Origin of the sequence: Rhizobium sophorae, from assembly GCF_013087515.1 — a bacterium.
Lineage (GTDB): Bacteria > Pseudomonadota > Alphaproteobacteria > Rhizobiales > Rhizobiaceae > Rhizobium > Rhizobium sophorae.
This window is the reverse complement of record NZ_JABFCN010000008.1, coordinates 21282-41453: the sequence shown is the minus strand read 5'-3', so window position 1 is coordinate 41453 and position 20172 is coordinate 21282. Positions and strand designations below refer to the sequence as shown.

The 20172-nt window shown below is 61.6% G+C and carries 16 protein-coding genes; 1 reads left to right on the top strand and 15 read right to left on the bottom strand.

Annotated features, from left to right (window positions below):
* Positions 1–629, top strand: a 629-nt coding sequence (gene rsgA / locus G9X64_RS04630; RefSeq protein WP_171376035.1) for a ribosome small subunit-dependent GTPase A, incomplete at its 5' end; no start/stop codon positions are given.
* A gap of 88 nt (positions 630–717) precedes the next feature.
* On the opposite strand, the gene G9X64_RS04625 is transcribed toward rsgA, so the two are convergent.
* From G9X64_RS04625 to G9X64_RS04555, 15 genes are all read right to left on the bottom strand, one after another.
* Positions 718–966 carry a hypothetical protein gene (locus G9X64_RS04625; RefSeq protein WP_168315925.1) on the bottom strand — a complete coding sequence of 83 codons (249 nt, stop codon included), beginning with the start codon at positions 964–966 and terminating at the stop codon, positions 718–720.
* A gap of 345 nt (positions 967–1311) precedes the next feature.
* Positions 1312–1953, bottom strand: coding sequence for a nucleotidyltransferase family protein (locus G9X64_RS04620; protein ID WP_171376034.1), 642 nt, complete (start codon positions 1951–1953; stop codon positions 1312–1314).
* A 214-nt stretch (positions 1954–2167) separates the two neighbouring features.
* Positions 2168–2875 (bottom strand): XdhC family protein, encoded by a 708-nt coding sequence (locus G9X64_RS04615; protein WP_168313144.1) that lies wholly within the window; start codon positions 2873–2875, stop codon positions 2168–2170.
* Positions 2875–3204 carry an XdhC family protein gene (locus tag G9X64_RS04610; RefSeq protein WP_168313145.1) on the bottom strand — a complete coding sequence of 110 codons (330 nt, stop codon included), beginning with the start codon at positions 3202–3204 and terminating at the stop codon, positions 2875–2877. The genes G9X64_RS04615 and G9X64_RS04610 overlap by 1 nt, the downstream gene beginning before the upstream one ends.
* Positions 3201–5564: a beta-glucosidase family protein gene (locus tag G9X64_RS04605; RefSeq protein ID WP_168317727.1), complete on the bottom strand. Its 2364-nt coding sequence runs from the start codon at positions 5562–5564 to the stop codon at positions 3201–3203. Before G9X64_RS04605 ends, G9X64_RS04610 begins: the two co-directional genes overlap by 4 nt.
* A 39-nt stretch (positions 5565–5603) precedes the next feature.
* Positions 5604–6083: a MarR family winged helix-turn-helix transcriptional regulator gene (locus tag G9X64_RS04600; RefSeq protein WP_168313147.1), complete on the bottom strand. Its 480-nt coding sequence runs from the start codon at positions 6081–6083 to the stop codon at positions 5604–5606.
* 55 nt (positions 6084–6138) lie between these two features.
* Positions 6139–6738, bottom strand: a complete 600-nt coding sequence (locus G9X64_RS04595) for a cysteine hydrolase family protein (RefSeq protein ID WP_168313148.1) — start codon at positions 6736–6738, stop codon at positions 6139–6141.
* Positions 6738–7787: an ABC transporter ATP-binding protein gene (locus tag G9X64_RS04590; protein WP_171376033.1), complete on the bottom strand. Its 1050-nt coding sequence runs from the start codon at positions 7785–7787 to the stop codon at positions 6738–6740. Before G9X64_RS04590 ends, G9X64_RS04595 begins: the two co-directional genes overlap by 1 nt.
* Positions 7774–8553 (bottom strand): ABC transporter permease, encoded by a 780-nt coding sequence (locus G9X64_RS04585; RefSeq protein WP_171376032.1) that lies wholly within the window; start codon positions 8551–8553, stop codon positions 7774–7776. Before G9X64_RS04585 ends, G9X64_RS04590 begins: the two co-directional genes overlap by 14 nt.
* Positions 8554–8563: 10 nt before the next feature.
* Complete coding sequence (locus G9X64_RS04580) at positions 8564–9478, bottom strand: ABC transporter permease (protein ID WP_171376031.1); 915 nt, start codon at positions 9476–9478, stop codon at positions 8564–8566.
* Positions 9468–10544, bottom strand: a complete 1077-nt coding sequence (locus G9X64_RS04575; RefSeq protein WP_171376030.1) for an ABC transporter substrate-binding protein — start codon at positions 10542–10544, stop codon at positions 9468–9470. Before G9X64_RS04575 ends, G9X64_RS04580 begins: the two co-directional genes overlap by 11 nt.
* Before the next feature lie 363 nt (positions 10545–10907).
* On the bottom strand, positions 10908–13145 hold the full coding sequence (locus G9X64_RS04570) for an MGH1-like glycoside hydrolase domain-containing protein (RefSeq protein ID WP_171376029.1): 2238 nt from the start codon (positions 13143–13145) through the stop codon (positions 10908–10910).
* A 17-nt stretch (positions 13146–13162) separates the two neighbouring features.
* Positions 13163–15847, bottom strand: a complete 2685-nt coding sequence (locus G9X64_RS04565) for a carbohydrate-binding protein (protein ID WP_171376028.1) — start codon at positions 15845–15847, stop codon at positions 13163–13165.
* A gap of 11 nt (positions 15848–15858) precedes the next feature.
* Complete coding sequence (locus tag G9X64_RS04560) at positions 15859–19401, bottom strand: molybdopterin cofactor-binding domain-containing protein (RefSeq protein WP_171376027.1); 3543 nt, start codon at positions 19399–19401, stop codon at positions 15859–15861.
* The gene (locus G9X64_RS04555) at positions 19398–19937 is read right to left on the bottom strand and encodes a (2Fe-2S)-binding protein (RefSeq protein ID WP_246270898.1); all 540 of its coding nucleotides are present in this window, start codon (positions 19935–19937) and stop codon (positions 19398–19400) included. Before G9X64_RS04555 ends, G9X64_RS04560 begins: the two co-directional genes overlap by 4 nt.
* Between the last annotated feature and the right edge of the window lie 235 nt (positions 19938–20172).

Genomic DNA, 20172 nt, shown 5'->3' with positions numbered 1-20172 from the left:
TCAACCAGGCCGGGAGCAATCCGGTGATTGTACTGACGAAAGCTGACACCGCGGAAGATGCTGGCATGTTCCAGGCCCAAGCCGAGGCGTTGCAGCGTGACCTGCCTGTCATTGCTTTGAATGGGCGCTCCGCGGACTCCGTTTCCCTGTTAAGGCCCTGGTGCGGCATTGGCCAGACGGTTGCTCTGGTGGGATCCTCTGGTGTCGGAAAATCAACGCTGGTGAATACCATGACTGGGCCTGAATCTGACGCAAAGCAAAAAACAGGCACCATCCGCGAATATGACGCGCAGGGCCGACACACAACCACGGCGCGATCTATGCATGCAATTGCAGGCGGCGGCTGGGTCATCGATACACCGGGAATAAGAACGCTTTACGTGAGCGATGTTGCCGACGGCATAGATACCCTCTTTGCTGAAATAACCGAACTGGCGCCGCTTTGCCGCTTTCGCGATTGCACCCATGCCCATGAACCGGGATGCGCGGTTCATGCAGCTGTCGCAAGCGGCGCTCTGGTGGCCGATCGCCTGGAACGCTGGCGGAACGTGCTTGCAGAAAACCGCGACCGAACACCGGTCGTGAGCGGACCCCGCGGCAACAAGATCGTTCGCAAGAAGAAATATTGAAAGTGCTAAACGTTTGCGACGCTGCTCATCGGCGTCAGCCACGATCCACCACCCTGAATTGGCTGGGCTGCGGTGATAGCGTCAGCGCTCAACGAGTTGGATTGCGGTCAAGAAGAAGACCCTGCAAGCGGCCGCTCCCGCTTGTGAGGGATATGTCTTTGAACAACCGCGATATGAGGCGCGGTCGCAATCCTTGCCTCTCATCGATAAGGAGGAACGACATCCTCTTTATCTCGATCGTGATCACGCCTGCATTGTCATGGCGACGATAATTCCCGGAATCGATCGCATGGAATCCATTTTCCACCGCCCAGGCGGCTATCATATCCGCGTTCATCAAGGTCCTGCTTTAGGAGATGCGGACGTGCTGTCTCTAGCTGTCCGGCTCGCGCAAATCGCTTCGCAGTCCTACGGATACCGTAACTGAATCGCTCTAATCCAGCCAAATCCGTCCAAGATTACAGTTCCCGCTCAGGTGTTGCGAGAAAGACTCGGAGCAATCGTTGTCAATCGGTACGACTGAGCCGGGGTCTGCCCGTTTAGTGCTCAGGTAACGAACCAGCGACTCACGTATTTTCTGCGCGACAGCCATCCTAAGCTGCTGCGAAATCTAAGCTTTTGAGGCGCAAGCATATTATGGAACTGTGGCTGTGGATGAGAACATCTGCGAAATGGTGTCGCGTCAGCCTTCCGCAGGAACGCCCCCGGCCGCGATGATGGCCTCGGGCGTGTCGACGTCGATCTGCGCCGCGTCGCCAATCTCAACCTCAATCACCAACAGCCCGGAGGCTTTGATCAAGTCGCGTGCGCCGATGTCGCCCTTCAGCCGCAGAACGGCATCGCTCAGCGACCGCGGCAGGATAACGGGATTTCCGGGCTTGCCCTGCGAGACGGCACGAACGATCGACGCACCCTTGCCACCTTGAAAGACCGTAATCAACCGGTTGAGATCGCTGCTGGTTACACCCGGCATGTCCGCCAGCATGACGAGGACACCGTCAACACCATTCGCCTCGGCAGCGACAAAGCCTATCACCAGGGAGCTTGCCAACCCGGACGCATAGTCCGGATTTGCGACGACGTTCAATTGCAGATCGCAGAGCGCCTTGCGGATGTCGTCCTGGCGATGGCCGACGACCACAGTGACGGATTCGGCATGACTATTGCTCGCAGTCAACGCCGAACGGCGGACGAGCGGCATCCCGTCAAACTCGGCCAGCAGCTTGTGGCCGCCGTTCGGGCCCATGCGCGTCGCCATACCAGCAGCCAGAAGCACGATCGCCACTGTTGGCTTCACCGCGACTTCTCCTCGAAGGTCTGACATGGCATCGGCCGCGTCTGGATCTCCATCAGCGGGCGCCCGGCACCCATTCGAATATATCATCTTCATCGGGACTCTCACCCGCCAGAATGCGCAGGCTGCCGCGCGAGGTCGCAGTCTTTCAGAACATGGCCTTTCGAAAAAATGCCTTCGGCCAATCTCAGCGAATGAGCAAGCACACGCCGGTTAGCGTCGTCGATGGATAACTGACCGAATTTCATCGTGCTCCATCCCCAGGTATCGAAAGAGGGCGTGACCGCAGTGCTTGAATGACTTCGCCCAATATCGCCACGGCGATCTCGGCCGGATTGGAAGCCCCGATATCGAGCCCGATCGGAGCATGAATGGCGGAAAGCGCATCGGGGGTGAAACCTTCCAACGCAAGCCGGTCGGTCCTCGCAGCATGCGTCTTTCTGCTACCGAGCGCGCCGATGTAGAAGCAGCCCGTCCGCAACGCCTCCGCCAGTGGAAGATCATCGATCTTCGGATCGTGGGTGAGTGCAACCAAGGCCGTGTAACGGTCGAGTGGATCGAGCAGAAAAGCATCGGCAGGCCAGTCGGTGGAGACCGGCACACCAGGGAAACGTTCGCTAGTCGCAAAGGCCGTGCGCGGATCGATGATGCGCACATCGAAACCGGCAAGCCCTGCTAACTGCGTCAGATACTGGCCAATGTGCACGGCGCCGATAATCGCGATACGCGGCGAAGGTAAATAGACGTTCAGGAACCCTCTGCCCTCGGTTGCATCGAACGCCATCGAGCGGCCGGAGCGAAAGGCATCTTCGATCAGATCTGCGATCGGCCCGTCAAGCGGATCACCCTCTAGAACGATGCGTTCGGTATGACTGTCAAGATCAGCCAGCAGAATCGCAGCGATCCGTTTGCGGCGCGCAGCGTTTAGACGTTGCAGGCTGGCAAGCTGCATCAGTCGAGCCTTTCGACATAAATGCGGATACGCCCGCCACAGGACAGTCCAAGGCGCCAGGCGGTCTCGTCCGTGACGCCGAACTCTAGCATCTGCGCCGTGCCACCGGCAATCACATCGAGCGCGGCCGTGACGACCGCACCTTCGACACAGCCGCCGGAAACCGAGCCTTCGAAATTGCCATCTGCGTCGACGACCAGATGGCTGCCAACCGGACGTGGAGCCGAGCCCCAGGTTTCGATGACCGTTGCGATGGCAACGGCGCGACTTTCATCTATCCATGTCTCGGCCGTCAATAGCGGATCGTTTGGATGTGATGCAGTTGTCATTCCAGCAAATCTTCTACGCAAGTGTCGTTCAAGCTCGCGAAGACCCGGGCGATATCCGTCTCCCTGACGCTATCGCCGACGTACCAGCTCAGGGTGTCATAAAAGCCGAGGAAGGAGTCATTTGTCTTCGCGAGAAGCGCCGTGGCTTCCGCACTGGAGATCGAAAGTGTGGCGACAAAGAAGTCAACCAGAGCGGCCTCGGCCTTCGGGTGGGCAAATACCAGCGCCGCTGGAGAGTTGGGCAAAAGCACGGGCAGTACTGGACGTTCCGGCCGGCATGGTAAAATGGCCTCCAGAAGGATATCACGTGATGATGCACCCACTTCTATGACGAAAGCCTCCGCATCCAGCACCCATGCGGAGCGGACGGCGTCGAAGTACTGGAAGTCCCGCTCAACGAGGGTAAGGGGTACCATCTTCGCCTCGCCGGGCTCCAGATACAGTTTGCGGAAGGCTTTGAGTTCACGGATCGGCCGTTTTATGCCGGGTTTTACCGGACGAATGTAGAGTTGAACGGTCTCCTTACCCGCGACAGATCCGGAGTTGCGGATAGTAACGCTCGCGGTACAGGCGACGCCCGGAGCGACTTCCTGTATGTCGATCCAGAGATTCTCATAGCTGAAGGTCGTGTAGCTGAGACCGTGCCCGAGGGGAAACGCCGGGGCGATTGCCTTGAGATCGTAGAAGCGATAGCCGACGAAAACACCCTCGCTATATAGATGGCGTCCATGTTCACCGGGATAGGTGTGCCAGCCGGGAATGTCATGCATCCGCACGGGCATGCTGGCAGAGAGTTTGCCGCAGGGGTTCTGCTCGCCAAACAGAACGCGGGCAATCGCTTCGCCGCCGCCCTGCCCGGCGTAGAACGCGGCAAGCACAGCATCGACATCCTGGAGCCACGGCATTTCGACGGTATCCGGCATGGAGAGCACGACGATAACCTTGCAACCGGATGCAGCCAGCGCATGAAGGAGGGCGTCGTGGCTGGCGGCCAGCTTCAGTGTGTCGCGGTCGTTGCCCTCGCCGTGCCGGCTCTTCTCGTTTTCCGCAAACACCACTGTGAAATCGGCAGAAGACGCCGCCTCTACGGTCGCCTCGATCAACGCCTGCATATTGACCTCTGCGGCAGAGGGGAATGGCAGATGCTGCACCTCGAAGTCAGTGCCTGCCCGCGCGGCAATCTGTACGAAGGGGCTGTCGACGCGATAGGGATTGGTCGTGGCCGAACCGGAACCTTGGATCACGGGGACGGTAGCGCCATCACCAACGACGAGGAGCCGGCCGGTGCTATTCGGATCAAGCGGCAACGTCCTGCCTTCGTTGCGCAGCAAGACGATCGATTCCGCTGCAATCTCCCGCGACAGAGCGTGGTGCCGGTCGAGATCGGCGACCGTGTCGCGCCGCTCATGCATCTTGCATTTGCGCACGAACGCCAGAACCTTAGCGCAGGCGGCATCGACCACCTCGGGCGCCACATCACCCGCCTCGATCGCCGCCCGCAGGCGGGCCTTGCGTGGCTGGCTTTCCGGCATGTCGAGATCAGTCCCGGCAGCGAGCGCCGCGCCACGGTCCTTAATCGCGTGCCAATCGGAGACGACCAGCCCGTCATAGCCCCATTCCTCGCGCAACACCGTGCTGAGCAACCAGTGATGTTCTGCTGCCTGGATGCCGTTCAACCGGTTGTAAGCGCTCATCACAGTCCAGGGCGCGCTCTTTCCGATCACCCGTTCGAAGCCCGCCAGATAGATTTCGCGAAGAGCCCGTTCGTCGACATCGGAGCTGGTCGTTGTCCGTTCGATCTCGGAATTGTTGCAGGCAAAATGTTTCAACGAGGCGCCGACGCCATTGTCCTGTAGGCCCGAGATGACGGCTGCGGCAATGTCCCCGCTGATGAGGGGGTCCTCGGAGTAGTATTCATAGGCGCGGCCGGCAAGCGGCGTGCGGCGGATATTAATGCCTGGCCCAAGCAGGAGATGAACGCCAAAACCCTGGCATTCCGCCGCCAGCGCCTCACCCATGCGGTAGGCCAGATCGACGTCCCAGGAACAGCCAAGCAGATTGCCGTTTGGAAAGCAGGTTGCAGGACGTGTCGTGCCGAACATGCCGCCTGATGCATCGGCCTGTTGGCCGACAACCGCCAGAAACGCCTGGAGGCTGTCTTCGTCATTGTCGCCGGCGTCGATCTGGGTTGTGGAGTAGCGAACGCCATGGGCACCATCGGTCATGACAATCGATGGAATACCGAGCCGTGGGATCGATGCGGTCTTCCACAGCCCGCGTCCGCTCAGAAGATCAACCTTTTCGGCAACCGTCATCTGGCCGACAAGCGACTTGATTTCGTCTTCGCTGGGCTGAAACATAGTATTCTCTCGATTTGTAGAAACAGTCGTGGTCTCTTATCAACAGATCTTCTGCAGGAGCTCCATCAGCATCATCCGCTCAGCAAGCGTCAGCGTGCTCAGCGTTTCCTGCGAGATCTGCAGTGCGACCGACAGGTTGCGGGCCACTGTCGCCTCGCCTTCCGGCGTCAGCGTCAGCACCAGCCGGCGCGCGTCGGTGGCGTCGGGTGCGGTGTGCACCAGCCCACGTTTTACAAGACGGTCGACGACGCCCTTGATGGTCGCCATATCCATGGCGGTCTCCCGGCCGAGGTTGCCCTGCGAGCAGGGCTGCAGGTCCTTCAGCCTGACGAGCGCCGCCCACTGGGTGGTGGTCAGCTTTTCCGCCATCAGGCTCGCAAAGATCGCCACGTGCCGCTGGTTGGCCTGGCGCAGGTAGAAGCCGATCTGCTCGCCAAGCGTATACTGTACCTGCTGGCCCTGCGCCTCGGTCGCTGCGGTCTTTTGTCTGCCGGCTTTTTCTTTGAACGGAACGTCCATCGGATCTCTCAAATTTGCCTGTTCCTCGTGATGCCCGGCAATGGCGCTGCCGAATTCACTCTCGCCGTAAATTTAGAATGGCTTCTGTCGTTAGGATTTCAATCTGCTCCGAAAGCCTTGGCGCCAGGATCTCGATGGCCATGGCATGTGCCTTCATGTCGCCGCTTGCCACCGCATCCTTGGCCAGAATGACCCGGTAGCCGGCGTCGACCGCATCGAGAACGCTGGCGTAAACGCAGACGTCGGTCTCGACGCCCGAGAAAATCAGCGTGTCCGTTGCCGATCCTTGCAACCGCTCTAAAAAACCGGCCGAGCCGAAGACCGAGTAGGTTTCCTTATCCACGATAGACCCTGGACCGGCGATCGCCGAAAGCGGCGCCACCAGATCCAGCATGGCGACATCGAGCTCATCCAGCGTTACCGATGACCAGCGACGATAGTAGGTCCTCCAGCGACCCGTGGCATTTTCGGCACTTTGGGGCACCATGAAGCGAGCAAAGACAGTCTCAGCGGGCTGCGCTTTGCTGAGCGCCACCACATTGGGAAGAATGCCGGCAATTGCTGGCGTATGCCACGCCGTTTCCTCAGCGAAGAGGCGCTGCATGTCGATGACCACATGCAGCGCATTCCTGGAGAGTGGCGCCGGTGCTATCATCAGTCGGCCACCGGGACGGTGTGTTCCGCGGCCCAAGTTAGGGTGATGGCGTCGCCATCGCTCAGGACCTTGCCATCGCGGTTCTGGGCAAACAGCTTCAGCGGCAGACCGTCTGCCGTCTCCAGCAGATAGGAGAGCACGGGACCTGCGTAGATGACGGTGGTGATGCGCGCCGTCAGGCTGTTGCCATCCGTCGGACCCGATGCGATCGACATCTTCTCCGGGCGCACCGCGAGCGTGACGTTCGAGCCGCTTGATGGCAACGTGCCTGTGGTCCTGACCATCGTTCCATCGGCGAGACGCACGGCGCCGTTCTCCACCGTCCCGGTGAGGAAGTTGGAATCGCCGAGGAATTCGGCGGCAAAGCGCGTCAGCGGCCGTTCGTAGACGGTTTCCGGCTCGCCGATCTGAACAATACGGCCCCTGTCGAGGATCGCAACCTTGTCAGACAGCGTCAACGCCTCCTCCTGGTCGTGGGTGACGAAGATCGTCGTCAGGCCGCTTTCGCGCTGGATGCGCAACAGTTCGACCTGCATTTCCTGGCGAAGGCGGCGATCGAGCGCCGACAGCGGCTCGTCGAGGAGCAGCACGCTCGGCTTGATGACCATGGCGCGGGCCAGGGCGACGCGCTGCTGCTGACCACCCGACAGCTGCTTGGGCATGCGATCGGCAAAGCCAGGCAGATGCACGATCTCAAGAGCGCGATCGACTTCCTTGCGGGCGGACGTACCCTTGATGCCCCGGCGTTCGAGACCGAAGGCGACGTTCTGGGCAATCGTCATGTGCGGGAACAGCGCGTAGGACTGGAACATCATGCCGATGTTACGACCCCAGACCGGGATGTCGGTGACATCGTTGTTGCCGATCGTGACGACGCCTTGGTCGGGCTTGATGAAGCCCGCGATGATGCGCAGCAACGTGGTCTTGCCGGAACCGGATGGGCCGAGAAGGCTGGTGAAGGAGCCTTCGGGGAACTCGGTGGTGATATCGGACAGGACCGGCGTGGTGCCGTAGGTCTTTGCGACGGAATTGACTTTAACGTTTGTCACTTGTGTCTCCGGGCTTGGCGAAGCGCGCAAAAATCAGGATGATCGTCATCGAACCGAGCAGAAGCACCGTCGAGATCGCATTGATTTCAGGGGTAAAGCCCTTGCGGATTGAGGAGTAGATCTGCACCGGCAGCGTGGTGTAGCCGGGCGTTGCGAGGAAGTAGGAAATCACGAACTGGTCGAGCGACACGGCGAAGGCGAAGAGCGCGGCGCCAAGGATGCTCGGATAAAGCAGAGGTAGCGTCACCGAGAAGAAGGCGTGAACCGGTGTCGAACCAAGGCTCATCGCGGCTTCTTCGAGGTCGGCGCGGATTGTCTTGAAGCCCGTGCCGACGACCAGAACAACGTAGGGGATGGCAAGCGCGACGTGGCCGATCAACAGGGCATGCATACCGCGCCCGATACCGGTCCAATAGAAGAAGATCAGCATGGCTGTGCCGGTGATCAGCCAGGGAATGGCAATCGGCGGCAGCAGCATGAGTTGCAGGAGACTTATGCCGCGAAAGGTCCGGCGCGACAGCGCGACGGACGCCATGGTCCCCAAAGCCGTCGCCAGAACCGCGGTGATACTCGCGATCACCAGGCTGTTCAGACCCGCCGTCAGAAGGATGCTGTTGTCCCAGAGCGCGTCGTACCATTGCAGCGAGAAATGGAATGGCAGTTCGTAAAGTGGCGAAGCGTTGAACCCCATCGCCATCATCACGAGAATGGGCGTGTAGAGGAAGATGAGAATGGCGATGAGATAGATTGGACCGAGCGTTTTCATGATCCCTTCCTCAAGCGACCGTTCCACGGCGCAGGACACCGGAGAAGGTGGCGAAAATTGCGAGCACGACTGCCAGCAGCGTAAAGGACAACGATGCGCCCAAAGGCCAGTTGAAGGCCTGGGTGAACTGATCCTCGATCACCGTTCCCATGGTCACGCCGACACGACCGCCCAGAATGCGCGGTTCCATGAATGAACCGATGACCGGAATGAAGATCAAAACGGCGCCGGAGATCAGTCCCGGAGCCGCAAGCGGCATCAAAATCTTGAACAGGATGGTCCACCAGCGCGCGCCGAGGCTTGAAGCAGCCTCAACGATCGCGTCGTCGATGGCCACCAGCGCTATGTAGCAGGTCAGGATCATGTACGGCAGGTAGCCGTGAACAAGACCAACCACCACGGCATAGCGCGTGTAGAGAAAGCCGATGGAACCCGCGTCCGGAGCAATCATATGCAGCAGACTGTCGAGAAAACCGTTTTCGCGAAGCACCATGGTCCACGAAAAGACACGTACGAGACCGTTGGTCCAGAACGGTAAGAGAATGAGGATCAACAACATCTCGCGGGTCTTGCCGAAGGTCGAGCGAACCAAAGCCACGGCCGCCAGGAAACCAAGCACGGCGCAGGACAGCGTCGTCCAGAAGCCGATCAGCAGCGACGTAATGCCGATCCCGACCAGATAGGGTTGATCGATGAACGCGCGGTACTGCTTGAGCGTGAAGACGATCGGGGCTTTGCCCATCGGTGTCGCGGACATGAAGCTGAACACGAACATGGTCAGCAGCGGCAGGAAAACGGCGAGCGTCAGCCACGCATAGGTCGGCAGCAGCAGCGCCGTCGTCGAAACCCATGGCGGGAGCGGGCGCCGGCTGCGCGGACCCGAAGGTCCGCGCTCTGACGCTGATATCAGACGATCATTCAGCATAGAAGGCTTTCACTTCCTGCCAGACATTGTTGAAGGCTTCGCGCCGGTCGTCGGGAATGCCCGAGACAAAGGACGTCGTCTTCAAATATTCGGCCTTGTGTACCAGGCGGGTGAGATCGTCGGCAGGAAGTGCTGAAAGGGCTGCCGAATTCGACGAGGCGGGCGCCCCGATCTTGGTTGCCCATTCGACATAGAATGTCGGATCGATCATCCAGTTGACGAAGGCAAGAGCACCTTCTGGATTCGGAGCCGATGTCGGAACACCGAGACCATCGACCCAACCGACGCCGCCTTCCTTAGGCACTACGAACTGAACCGGAAGTTTGGAAACGCGCTTGGAGCGAACCGAACCGCCCGACCAGAACAGCGACAGGTCGAATTCCTTGGCGGCAAACGACTTGTTCCACTGGTCTTCCGTCGACCACAGCAACTTGACGTTCGGCTTGATCGACTTCAGCGCGGCCGTAACAGCAGCCAGATCCTTGGGATCGTTGATGTCCTGCCCGCTCATCAGTGCGCCGACACCGACGTTGATGATGGCGTCGTCATCCATGGCAACGCGGCCCTTATAGGCCGGATCGGCGAGAACAGCGTAGCTGTCGGGAACCGTCATGCCCTCGCGGATGGCAAGTGAGGTCATGCCCCAGACCCACGGAACGGCATAGCCCTTGCCGTCCTTGCTGAAGTTCGGGTTGGCGCGAAGGGTCTCGTCGACTGTTGAAACGTTTGGAACCTTGCTGAAATCGATCGGCTGCAGCAGGTCTTCGGCAATCGCCTGGGCGCAACGCGCGGCGTTGAGGACAACAAGATCATAAGCACCCGGATTGGTGCGCAGCTTGGTCAACATTTCCGATTCCGAGCTGTAGTAGTCGTGAACGACCGTGATGCCCGTCTTTTCGGTGAAAGCCTTCAGCGACCAGGCTTCGTCGGTGCCGTAGCCCTGCCAGTTGAGGACCGTGATGGATCCGGCCGAAAAGGCTTTGCGCGGCAAGGTGGAGATGCCGACGCCAGCAATCAGCGCTGCGGACATCAACTTCATTGTGTTGCGTCTGGTGAGTTCAGTCATTGTGGCACCCCTCTTGAAGATACACAGTTATGGACCATCATGACCCGCGGTCATCGACCTCAACGGATCGGCTAGCTTGAAAACAACAACGTGCCAAAGCGCGCTTAATCATTTGTATGCATACTAAAAGCAGATGGGCATTGTCCGTGGAGCGCTGACGTCTCGGCGAAATGAAGCGCGCGCTGCGACGCAGCGGCACACCACTTCTGTAAGAATAGCACATCACTTCACTGAGCGGCCGGCATGAATCAATGGACCTCCTGCAAGCTGTTCGTTCAACCCTCTGACTTTAGCATCAGTCTTTTATTTATATGTACACAAACTATCTGTGAGGAATGGAGACCTGTCAAGCGCCGCCTTGCTTTAGGGAGCGCTTGACGATGAAAAATAGACGTCGAGCCGGCGATCTTCCGCGTATTCAGCAATCATGACGCGTATTCCGTCGCCGCCCGACACATAGTTGATGTCCTGCCCGTTGATACGGGCGGCAAGAACATCGCCCAATGCCAAGCCTGGCAACTCGATGAAACCTGCCTCGGAGACCGGAGCAATCGTGCACGCCACCCGCCCGTTGACGAAGACGATGCGCGACAGCGTAGTGTGCAGATCTGTCTTCAGTGCTGCGCGCCCGTTCAATGTCATCACCAGGGTTCCGGACTTGACGACCAGCTCGAGCGTTCCCGACGGCGAGACCATAGGTCCGAGCACCACATCCCGGCCGGCATGGCGCATCGTCCATCCGGTCCACGGATCGAAGTCAACAATCTCACTGGCAGCCATCAGCGGTAGCATGGCGGCCCAGATGTAGAATGGATCGGTATCGCCTTGGTCCATCGCCTCGCCGGTGACGGCATTGTAGTTTTCGGAGGCGATACGATCCGCGCGCCAATTCTTCATGAACAGGTCGTAGCTCTGGCTTGCCAGCTTGCTCGCCGCCGCCACGAAGCCGTAGCGCCGCAGGCCGAGCCAGACCATATAGTTGACGTTCGGCCAGATGCGGCCGCGCCAGTACACGTTGTCGGCGAAGGCCGGATCGTCTCGCGTTGCGTTCGGCAGCACGAAATCACCGCCGAAGGTCGTCTCGTCGCTCAAATGCTCGAGCAAACGCTCCGCCTGCGCCGGCGTCGCGGCGCCGCACAGCAGCGGGTAGAAGCTGGTCGGCGACAGCGAGCGCACGAAACCGCCGCGCCGCTGGCGATTGGCGAAGATGCCGCGGCTCTCGTCCCAGAGCGTCTGCGAGATCAGCGTCCGGTGACGCTCGGCCAGAGCGGTGAATTCGCGGGCATCGTCATGCTTGCCGAGCACGGCGGCCATTTTCGACAGCATTTCGGCGTCGAGAGCAGCCGCACAGTTCAGCCCCAGATCGAAGGTCGAGAGCGTACGGGTGATGGGATCATAGAGCGCCTCGTCATGGGTCGCGGAGTTGTCCATGCCAGTCTCGTTGCGCGCGGCAAAGGCCGTCCCCTTGTAGAGGCCCTCGCCCACATCGGAGGTGCCGCAGGACAGCAAGCCGAAACCGTCCGGATCGCGGTTGTCCTGCCACCAGCGCCGATTGCGCACCAGCGCCTCGTAACTTGCCTGGATCATCGACCGCTCGCCGGTCCGCTGGTAGAGCTGCCAGACGACCAGTGCGCCGAACGGCAGCTGGGTTCGATCGACCCAGGCATCGTTGGAGGTGACGATGCAGGCGATGTTGCCCTGCGGGGTTGCGCCGGCCATCGCGGCCGCCATGTTCTCGCGCGCCAGATCGGCGTCGAACACGCCCGCAAGAAGGGCGGCGAAAATCTGGTCGTTGAACCAGACGGCGAATTTCCCTAGGTTCCAGATCCGGGTGACCGCCGTGTAGGAACGCGCGTTGGTTTCGTCCCAGATGGTGTTCCAGGCGACGACGTCACGCATCGCGTCGAGCGCGCCCTCGAACAGGCCGGTCTGCGCATCGGCAATCGCAGCTGGCGCGCCGGCGGCAAGGCATGTCTGCGCCTTGGCGATCGCCAATTCGGCACTGTCGGCGACGCCTGCGGCATAGGCGCCCTGGCGCATCATCTCTAGATTGAAACGCAGGGCAATCAACGGCGCTTCGCTCCTGCGGGTGGCGGTATAGAAATAACCGTTTTCCTCGAAGTCGGCCCGCAGAGCGTCGATCGTCTCATGGCCGGTGACGTGCACCGGCGCCTCGGCGGTCGCGACCGCCACGAAGCGCGTTCCGACCTTCACCAGCGTGATGTTGCGGCCCGCGTCATGGACCACGACCTCGCCGCCATCTGAGGAGATTGCCAGCGTCAGCCAGAATCGCAGTCCCCACTCGGCCGATACCTTGCCGTTCCAGCTGCCGCGGATGGCGAAGGGGTCTGTCTTCGTCGTAGAAAAGGCGACCGTCGTGCCGCTGAGCTCGGTCTCCAGCTCGATCAGCGAGCCGTCGATGGTGTGACGGCCGAGGCGAACCATATCGCGTCGCGGCTCGATCGCGGAGGTCGTCTTGCTGCGGGTCGAATAGAGAACCGGTGTGATCCGCACGCCGAGCGGCAGGAAGACCATTTCGGCCGGTCGGTTGGACCAGCTGTTCCAGGCACGCGTCAGGGGTATCGTCGAATGTTGTAGCATGGGTCTGTAACTTCCGGTCAGTTTGCCAGCTGGATGAGCTTCGGTGCGGCGGACAAGCCGCTCTTGTCGGCGGCGTCACCGAGATAAGGCGTGTTGATGTAGTAGCGATTTGCGGCCGTGTTGGCGACGCGCAGTTCCAGCGAATGGACGCTCGGAAGCAGCCGCCCCAGAGCAAAGCGGTAGGGGCGCCAGCCTCTTCGATCGATCTGCCGGCCATCGAGCAGCGCGGCGACCACCGTGTGGACCTGGGGCAATTCGAGGACCCATTCGGCCTCATCGCCGATTTCGAGCGCCAGCCGATAAATGCCGGTACCGGAGAAACCGGCAAAACCCTGCGTTTCCCACCCTGCAACCACCGAGATCGGCACGAATCCCGCGTCAGGGCCCGGCGCGAAGCTCCACCCGTCGACAAGCGATATGGCACGAGCCGCGGCAAGCAGCGGCTGGTGCTCGAGATGGCCTTGCACGGTGGTCTTCTGCGTCGTCTCGCCCAGTCGAATGCATTGCACCTCCTGGGGCGCGAGCGCGACTGTCAGGTGGCTGAAGGCGGTTGCCTTTCCCACGTCTCCCGTCGTCGCGGACCAGACCTCGCACGCGAAACCGTCGCCGAAGGAAATCTCACTGACGAGGTGCGATGCGCCATCGTTGAACAGCACGACCCGCCACCAGCCAGCGGCCTCATACCCCACCCATTGCCAGGGTCTGCCCGCAGAATGACAGGCAAGATCTGGACCCGGTGACCGAAGCGACCGCAACAGAGTGGTGATGTCGCCTATGCCGGGCATTCCTTCGAGATGGATCGACGTGCCGACGGCACGCCCCGCTGCGCCATCGCAGACGGTGGAGAGCCGCTCGCCTGAAGACCAGACAGCACCACCCGCCGCCTTGAAGACGGCGAGCGTGTGCAAGGTCTTCGTCGTCTCGAGCACGGTGACGGACGGCAGAACGACAGCATCGAAAACAAGGCCGGACGCGCGCAGGCGGCCGTTCTCGATCGTAGCGGTCGCCAAATCGGCCTCGCTGACGAACATGAAGTCGCAGCCTTCTGCTAAGAGCCCTTCGCACCAGGCGCCGATATGGGTTGCATGGCTGTGGCGCGGCCCTTCTGCGAAGCCTGTATGAAGAGGATAAAGGATCGCAACCGGCGTGCGGGGCGTGGCCCCCTCGATGAAGGTGGAAATCCGCGCCGTCTCCTCGGCAAACAGATCGTGGTAGCTCCACCATGGCTCGAAATTGATGCCCGGCCCGAAATCGAAACGCGGATTGGAAAACGGCGTCGGATCGTTGTCGCGCCCGTCCGTCTGGTAGACGCCGTGCCAGAGGAATTGCCGGGTCCCGAGGCAGTGAAGCCGGATGGCCTGCGCCCGCATCGTCTCCAGGGTCAGTTCCCATTGCCCGGCGGCACGCACGGGTGTTCGCTCGGCGCTGGCATAAGTTTCGACGACGCATCGGCTGCGACCATTCGAACGGGCAACGGAGTCGCCGAGCTTCGGCGCCAGCTGCGCCACGAAATTGTTGGAATCAACGGCCGTCTCGTGCCGGTAGGCATCGATGCCGAAGAAATCCACGGCAAGCGCCACCCTGGGGTCGATGCTGGTAAAACCGCCGTTCAGCGACCACGAACTGACATGCGGCAGGATTTCGTGCCCAGTGAGTACGATCCCCCTGCCCTCGGCCCATCGGCGCAACGTGCCGGAGAAGGCCTCGTTCATCAGGGCCGAATAAGCGGCGTAGAATTGGGCGCGCAGCCGCAGGGTTTCAGGCCCGACGCCACGCACCAGCGCCAGCAGGGCCCTGGTGAAGGTTTCGCCTGTGCCACGCGACACGACGTCCGGCAGCGTCGGCGCATAGAGCAGGCTGTTGCCGAGGTCACCGGAGATCTGGCTCCACTTGTAGAAACCCGCCGCCGGCTGGTCGTAGAACACGAAGCCGACGGGATCGGGCACGAGATCACCAAGCACCTCAACCAGCGGGTCGAGCCCGACCTCGATGAATCGCTCCGCTGCCTCTGGCAGGAGATAATTGATCAACCGCGAGGTCGTCGACCGGGCGCTGACGAACACCGTGAGCATCTGCCCCTCGGCGGGCACACCGTCGAACGCATGGGTGCAGGATATTCCGTCGCTTTCGATGATGGATGTCCGCGCCGTGACATCGACCACCTGATCGAGGCTGTCGATGCCGACCGACGGATGCAGCAGCGCTGCCTCGACGGTCCACTGGCACCACTCGACGATGCTGCCCTCATACTGCCACGCGACGATATCTGGGCCCATTGTCCGGGTGAACGGCGGATGGATACCGCTGATCTCGCCCCGCGCCTCTCCCGTGGACGACCAGAACAGGTGGCGCTCGCGCAGGTCGTCGCGGTCCACGACCGTCCGGCCGCCGGCGTGACCGCTCATCCAGTTGTAATCGTCGTAGATCCCGAGCTTCAGGCCCAGCTTGCCGGCAATCCCAGCCGCAACACGATAGGCATCCAGATAGGCCGGCGACAGGTAGTCATCGCGCGACATTGCGAGACGGGCCTGGATCAGGATCGTGCCGATCCCCTTCTGTTTGAAATCGGCGAGCTGCGCGTGGCAAACATCCTCTGTCGGAATTGAATGCCAGAACCAATAGGCCGACGGGCGAAACGCGGCTGTCGGGTTCTCGAACAAGTCGCGGCGGCCGATATCCTGCCCGGTTCGGATCTGCTCCAACTCGTCTCTCCCTAGTGGCTTGCTGCCGTTACGCGTTGCATGGCTTTGGTCGTTTCCGTCCAGGCCGGCTTGTCGGGGGCGAAGCGCGCTCTCAGATAATCGGCTAGATCCTTAATCTGGCCGTCGTTCAGCGTCTGGCGGAAAGCCGGCATCGACATCACCTCCGGGGCTTGGCGGCCGGTCCTCTGCGCAAGGATTGCCGGCGCCTCGATACCGTTCAGGATTGCCTGGATGATATTGTCAGGGGTCGCCGCATGAAGATTGCTGTTGAGCGCCAACGACGACAGGATCGTGTTTCCAGTGTGGCACGTGGCGCAGGCGCCGTTGAACAGCCGCTCGCCCTTCGGCGATATGCGCGCGGCGGAAGCCTTGGCCGCTTCGCTCGCGGCAAGGGCCGCCTCGCTCTGCGCCTTGCTATCGGCGGGGGGCTCGTTGAGGCTTGCGAGATATGTGGCCATGGCGCGGATATCGCTATCTGGCAGCGGCTGCATGACCTCGACGACATGCGCCATCGGGCCGGCCGCACTGCCGTGATCGCGCGAATGTCCGGTGCGCAGATAGTCGTAGAAGGCATCGGCCGTCCAGCCGACCGGGCCCTTGGCGAACGCATTCAGCGCCGGCGCCTCCCAGCCGTCGGCAAAGCCGCCGGAAAGCCGGGCGCTGCCGCTCTTTTCCGCGCCGAGCACATTGCGGTCCGTGTGGCAGGCCGAACAGTGACCCAGGGTCTCGACGAGATAGGCGCCCCTGTTCCACTGCGCATCGCGGGTCTCGACATATTTGAACGGCTCCGCCTTCAAGAACAGCGCGTTCCAGCCCGCCATCATCGCGCGGATGCTGTAGGGAAATTTGAGCTTCGTCTCCGGCGCCTTTTCGGCGACCGGCGCCTGCGTCATCATGTAGGCGTAGAGCGCCTGAAGATCGGCATCCTCGGCGCCCGCGAACGAGGTGTAGGGATGGGCGGGATAAAGATAATGGCCGTCGCGGCTCACGCCCTCGCGCATGGCCCGCTCGAAGGCCGGGTAGGACCAGGCGCCGATGCCGCTTTGCGCGTCCGGGGTGATGTTGGTGGCATAGACGGCGCCGAACGGCGTGTCGAAGCGCCGTCCGCCTGCAAAGGGTGTGCCGTCATTGCCGACATGACAGACATTGCAGGCGCCGGCCGCCGCCGCCAGCCGGCCGCGCTCGATGGTGGCGGCGCTGTAGACGTTCGCGTCCGGGCGCTGGATGGTGCCGATCGCCGGGCGCCATGGCGAGGCCATGGTGACAATGCCGGACAGAGCCGCGACGGCACCGACGGCCGATAGACCGATGTTCCACCAGTTCCGCTTCTTGAAGGGCGGGGCGGCCGTCGCTTCGTCCGTCTTGCCGTTCAGTGCGGCCAGCACCAGTTCCGGCGTCAGCGGCAGCTCGCGGAAGCGAATACCGGTGGCGTCAAAGACGGCGTTGGCAATGGCCGAGGCGCTGGGAACGGAGGCGGACTCTCCGACGCCGAGCGGCGGTTCGTCCTGCCGCGGCACCATTAACACGTCGATATCAGGCACCTCGGGAAAGGTGATCAGCGGATAGCCACCCCACTCCTTCGACTGCACGGCGGTCGACGAGAATTCGACCTTTTCCTTCAGCACACGGCTGGTGGATTGAATGATATTGCCGTGGATCTGGTGGCGCACGCCATCGGGATTGATCATCATCCCGGAATCCTGCGCGCACGTCACTTTGGTGACCGCGATCTCGCCGGTCTTCTTATTGACCGCGACATCGGCGACCCAAGCGGCCCAGGCGGCGGCTTTGCCCGGAAACGGCCCATGGATGTAGACGGCATAGGCGAACCCTCGCCCGTAGAGCAGGTCGCCCTCGCCGCCGAGCGTACCCCATGTCGTATGCGGTACCCAGTTTGCCCGTTCGGCCAGCGCACGCACTAGATCGACGGCGCGCGGATCGTGGAGGTAGCGAAGCCTGTATTCGACCGGATCGACGCCCGCTGCGGCTGCCAGTTCATCGACATAGCATTCGTGCGCAAACGTGTTGGGCATCGCCGACACGCCGCGGAACCAAGAGGCGCGCGCGATCGGCGGCATGTCGTGCACGGTGACGCGGAGATTCCCGTAGGCATAGGGCGGGATGGCGGTGCGATCGCCCATCTGCACGACGTCGGAGACTGGCGGCACCTTGCCGGTGAGGATCAAGGGAAGGGTCGGCGCCAGATTGGAGGGATAGCGGGTTTCGAAATCATAGGCGGACGGACCGCCTTCCAGATCGAGACCGCCGCGCACGTCCATGATCTGGGCGGCGCCCTTCGGCTCCCAGGCATGCTCCTGTTCGCGCGTCAGCTGGACACGGACAGGCGCCTTAACGGCGCGCGACAGCAGGGCGGCATCCGCAGTGACGTCATCGGCGCAATTGCGTCCGTAGCAGCCGGCGGCTTCCAACCGCTCGACCCGGATCAGCTCTTCGGGCATGTCGAGAAGCAGCGCCAGATCGCGCCGCATCGGGAACGGGTTCTGCGTCCCCGACCAGACCGTCAGCCCGCCTTCGTTGTAGTCGGCCACCGCGCAGGACGGCCCGATAGAGCCGTGCATCTGGTAGGGCCAGACATAGGTGCGGTTCATCGCCTGGGCGCTGCTGGCCAGTGCCATATCGACATTGCCGAGATCGGCAAGCTTGCGCGCAGTCGACGGATTAGCGCGCAGCGCCTTTTCTGGCGCGTTGAGATCCGGCCACTCGGGCGGCGCGCGCCACACGACCTTCAGGCTCTTCGCCGCCTCGATGGCGATTTCCTCGCGGGTCGCGACCACGCCGACGAAATCGCCGATGGCGACGACGCCGACAAGCCCGCGAATATGCGCGACCGATGCCTCGTCGATCGAAATCAGGCTGTTTCCGACATGGTCGCCGTGATCGAAACCGGCATAGGGCGGCCGTATGACGCGGCCATGCAGCATGCCGGACACGCGGACATCATGCACGTAGGTCCAGCGCCCCGTCGCCTTCTCGGGAATATCGACGCGCGGGCGCGACGAACCGACCAGCTTGTAGTCCGAGGCCGGTTTCAAGGCCGCGTGCTTGTCGATCGACAGCCTGGCATGGCTGCCGGCGACGATGTCGCCGAAGCTCAACTGCCAGTTCTCGCCGCCGTCGGCACGGATGATGCCGTCTTCCAGCCTCAGCCGCTCAAGCGGCACGCCGACCTTCTCGGCTGCCTTGGCCAGCAGATGATGGCGGGCGGTGGCGGCGGCCTGCCGCAGCGGCACTGCGGTGATCTGGATCGTTTCGCTGGCGATGGTCGCGCCCTGGTTGGGTGCGGCGGAGGTCGTGCCGAGCACCATGTCCACATGCTCGAACGGCACGCTGAGTTCCTCGGCGACGATTTGCGCCAGGGAAGTGCGGATGCCTGTCCCGAGATCGACGTGGCCGTTGAGCGCGGTCACGCGGCTATCGGCGCCCACCGCGATATAGAGTTCCGCGGCATCGCCGAGCAGTACATCGTTGACGATCAGCAGTGTGTCGGCGGCCGACATATAGGCCGATTTCGGCATTTGGCGGTGGTCGGTCATGGGGAGACCTCCTTCGCGGCTTTTGGCGAGACATCGTCCGGCGTGGATCGGCGCGTCCGCCCGGCCTTGGCATAGGCGATGGCCCGCCTGGCCGCGGCGAGTATTTCCATATGCGTTCCACAACGGCAGAGGTGATGGCGCAGCGCCTCGCGAATCGTGTCCTCGTCGGGATCGGTATTGCGATTGAGCAGGGCTGCGGTGGCGATGATCATGCCGTTCAGGCAATATCCGCATTGAGCCGCGGCCTCGTCGATAAAGGCCGCCTGGACCGGATGCAGATGCTCGGGTGTCCCGAGACCTTCGAGCGTGGTTACGCGACGCGCGCCAACCGCACCGAGCGGCACCGTGCAGGACCGGACGGCACGACCGTCCATGAGAACGGCGCATGCACCGCATTCCCCGAGCCCACAACCGTATTTCGGGCCATTGAGAGAGAGATCGTTTCTGAGGATGTAGAGGAGTGGTGTTTCCGGGCTTGCTTCGACACTCTCGACGGCGTCGTTCACATTCAAACTGAAGCAAACTGGCAGTGTCAAAGCGGGCCCCCCGCACCGGAGAACCAAACACAGACCACGCCATTTTCCATCGGCCGAACCGCTACGCAGCAGACATCGCGCTGACGCCCACAAACCATAACGATGCGACAGTCACCGACTCTTCGCATCTATTGCCCCTTTTATTTTATTAAGAAGCGTATACGCTTTATAGTGACAAATGACAAGTCGGATTCCGCCGTTGCGATTTTGCTAGCATATTCAATTGCCGAGCGAA

Bases quoted from the DNA above. Each gene is read 5' to 3' on its own strand.
- G9X64_RS04625 (WP_168315925.1), bottom strand. From the start codon at position 966: ATGAACGCGGATATGATAGCCGCCTGGGCGGTGGAAAATGGATTCCAT.
- G9X64_RS04620 (WP_171376034.1), bottom strand. From the start codon at position 1,953: ATGTCAGACCTTCGAGGAGAAGTCGCGGTGAAGCCAACAGTGGCGATC.
- G9X64_RS04615 (WP_168313144.1), bottom strand. From the start codon at position 2,875: ATGCAGCTTGCCAGCCTGCAACGTCTAAACGCTGCGCGCCGCAAACGG.
- G9X64_RS04610 (WP_168313145.1), bottom strand. From the start codon at position 3,204: ATGACAACTGCATCACATCCAAACGATCCGCTATTGACGGCCGAGACA.
- G9X64_RS04605 (WP_168317727.1), bottom strand. From the start codon at position 5,564: ATGTTTCAGCCCAGCGAAGACGAAATCAAGTCGCTTGTCGGCCAGATG.
- G9X64_RS04600 (WP_168313147.1), bottom strand. From the start codon at position 6,083: ATGGACGTTCCGTTCAAAGAAAAAGCCGGCAGACAAAAGACCGCAGCG.
- G9X64_RS04595 (WP_168313148.1), bottom strand. From the start codon at position 6,738: ATGATAGCACCGGCGCCACTCTCCAGGAATGCGCTGCATGTGGTCATC.
- G9X64_RS04585 (WP_171376032.1), bottom strand. From the start codon at position 8,553: ATGAAAACGCTCGGTCCAATCTATCTCATCGCCATTCTCATCTTCCTC.
- G9X64_RS04580 (WP_171376031.1), bottom strand. From the start codon at position 9,478: ATGCTGAATGATCGTCTGATATCAGCGTCAGAGCGCGGACCTTCGGGT.
- G9X64_RS04575 (WP_171376030.1), bottom strand. From the start codon at position 10,544: ATGACTGAACTCACCAGACGCAACACAATGAAGTTGATGTCCGCAGCG.
- G9X64_RS04570 (WP_171376029.1), bottom strand. From the start codon at position 13,145: ATGCTACAACATTCGACGATACCCCTGACGCGTGCCTGGAACAGCTGG.
- G9X64_RS04560 (WP_171376027.1), bottom strand. From the start codon at position 19,401: ATGACCGACCACCGCCAAATGCCGAAATCGGCCTATATGTCGGCCGCC.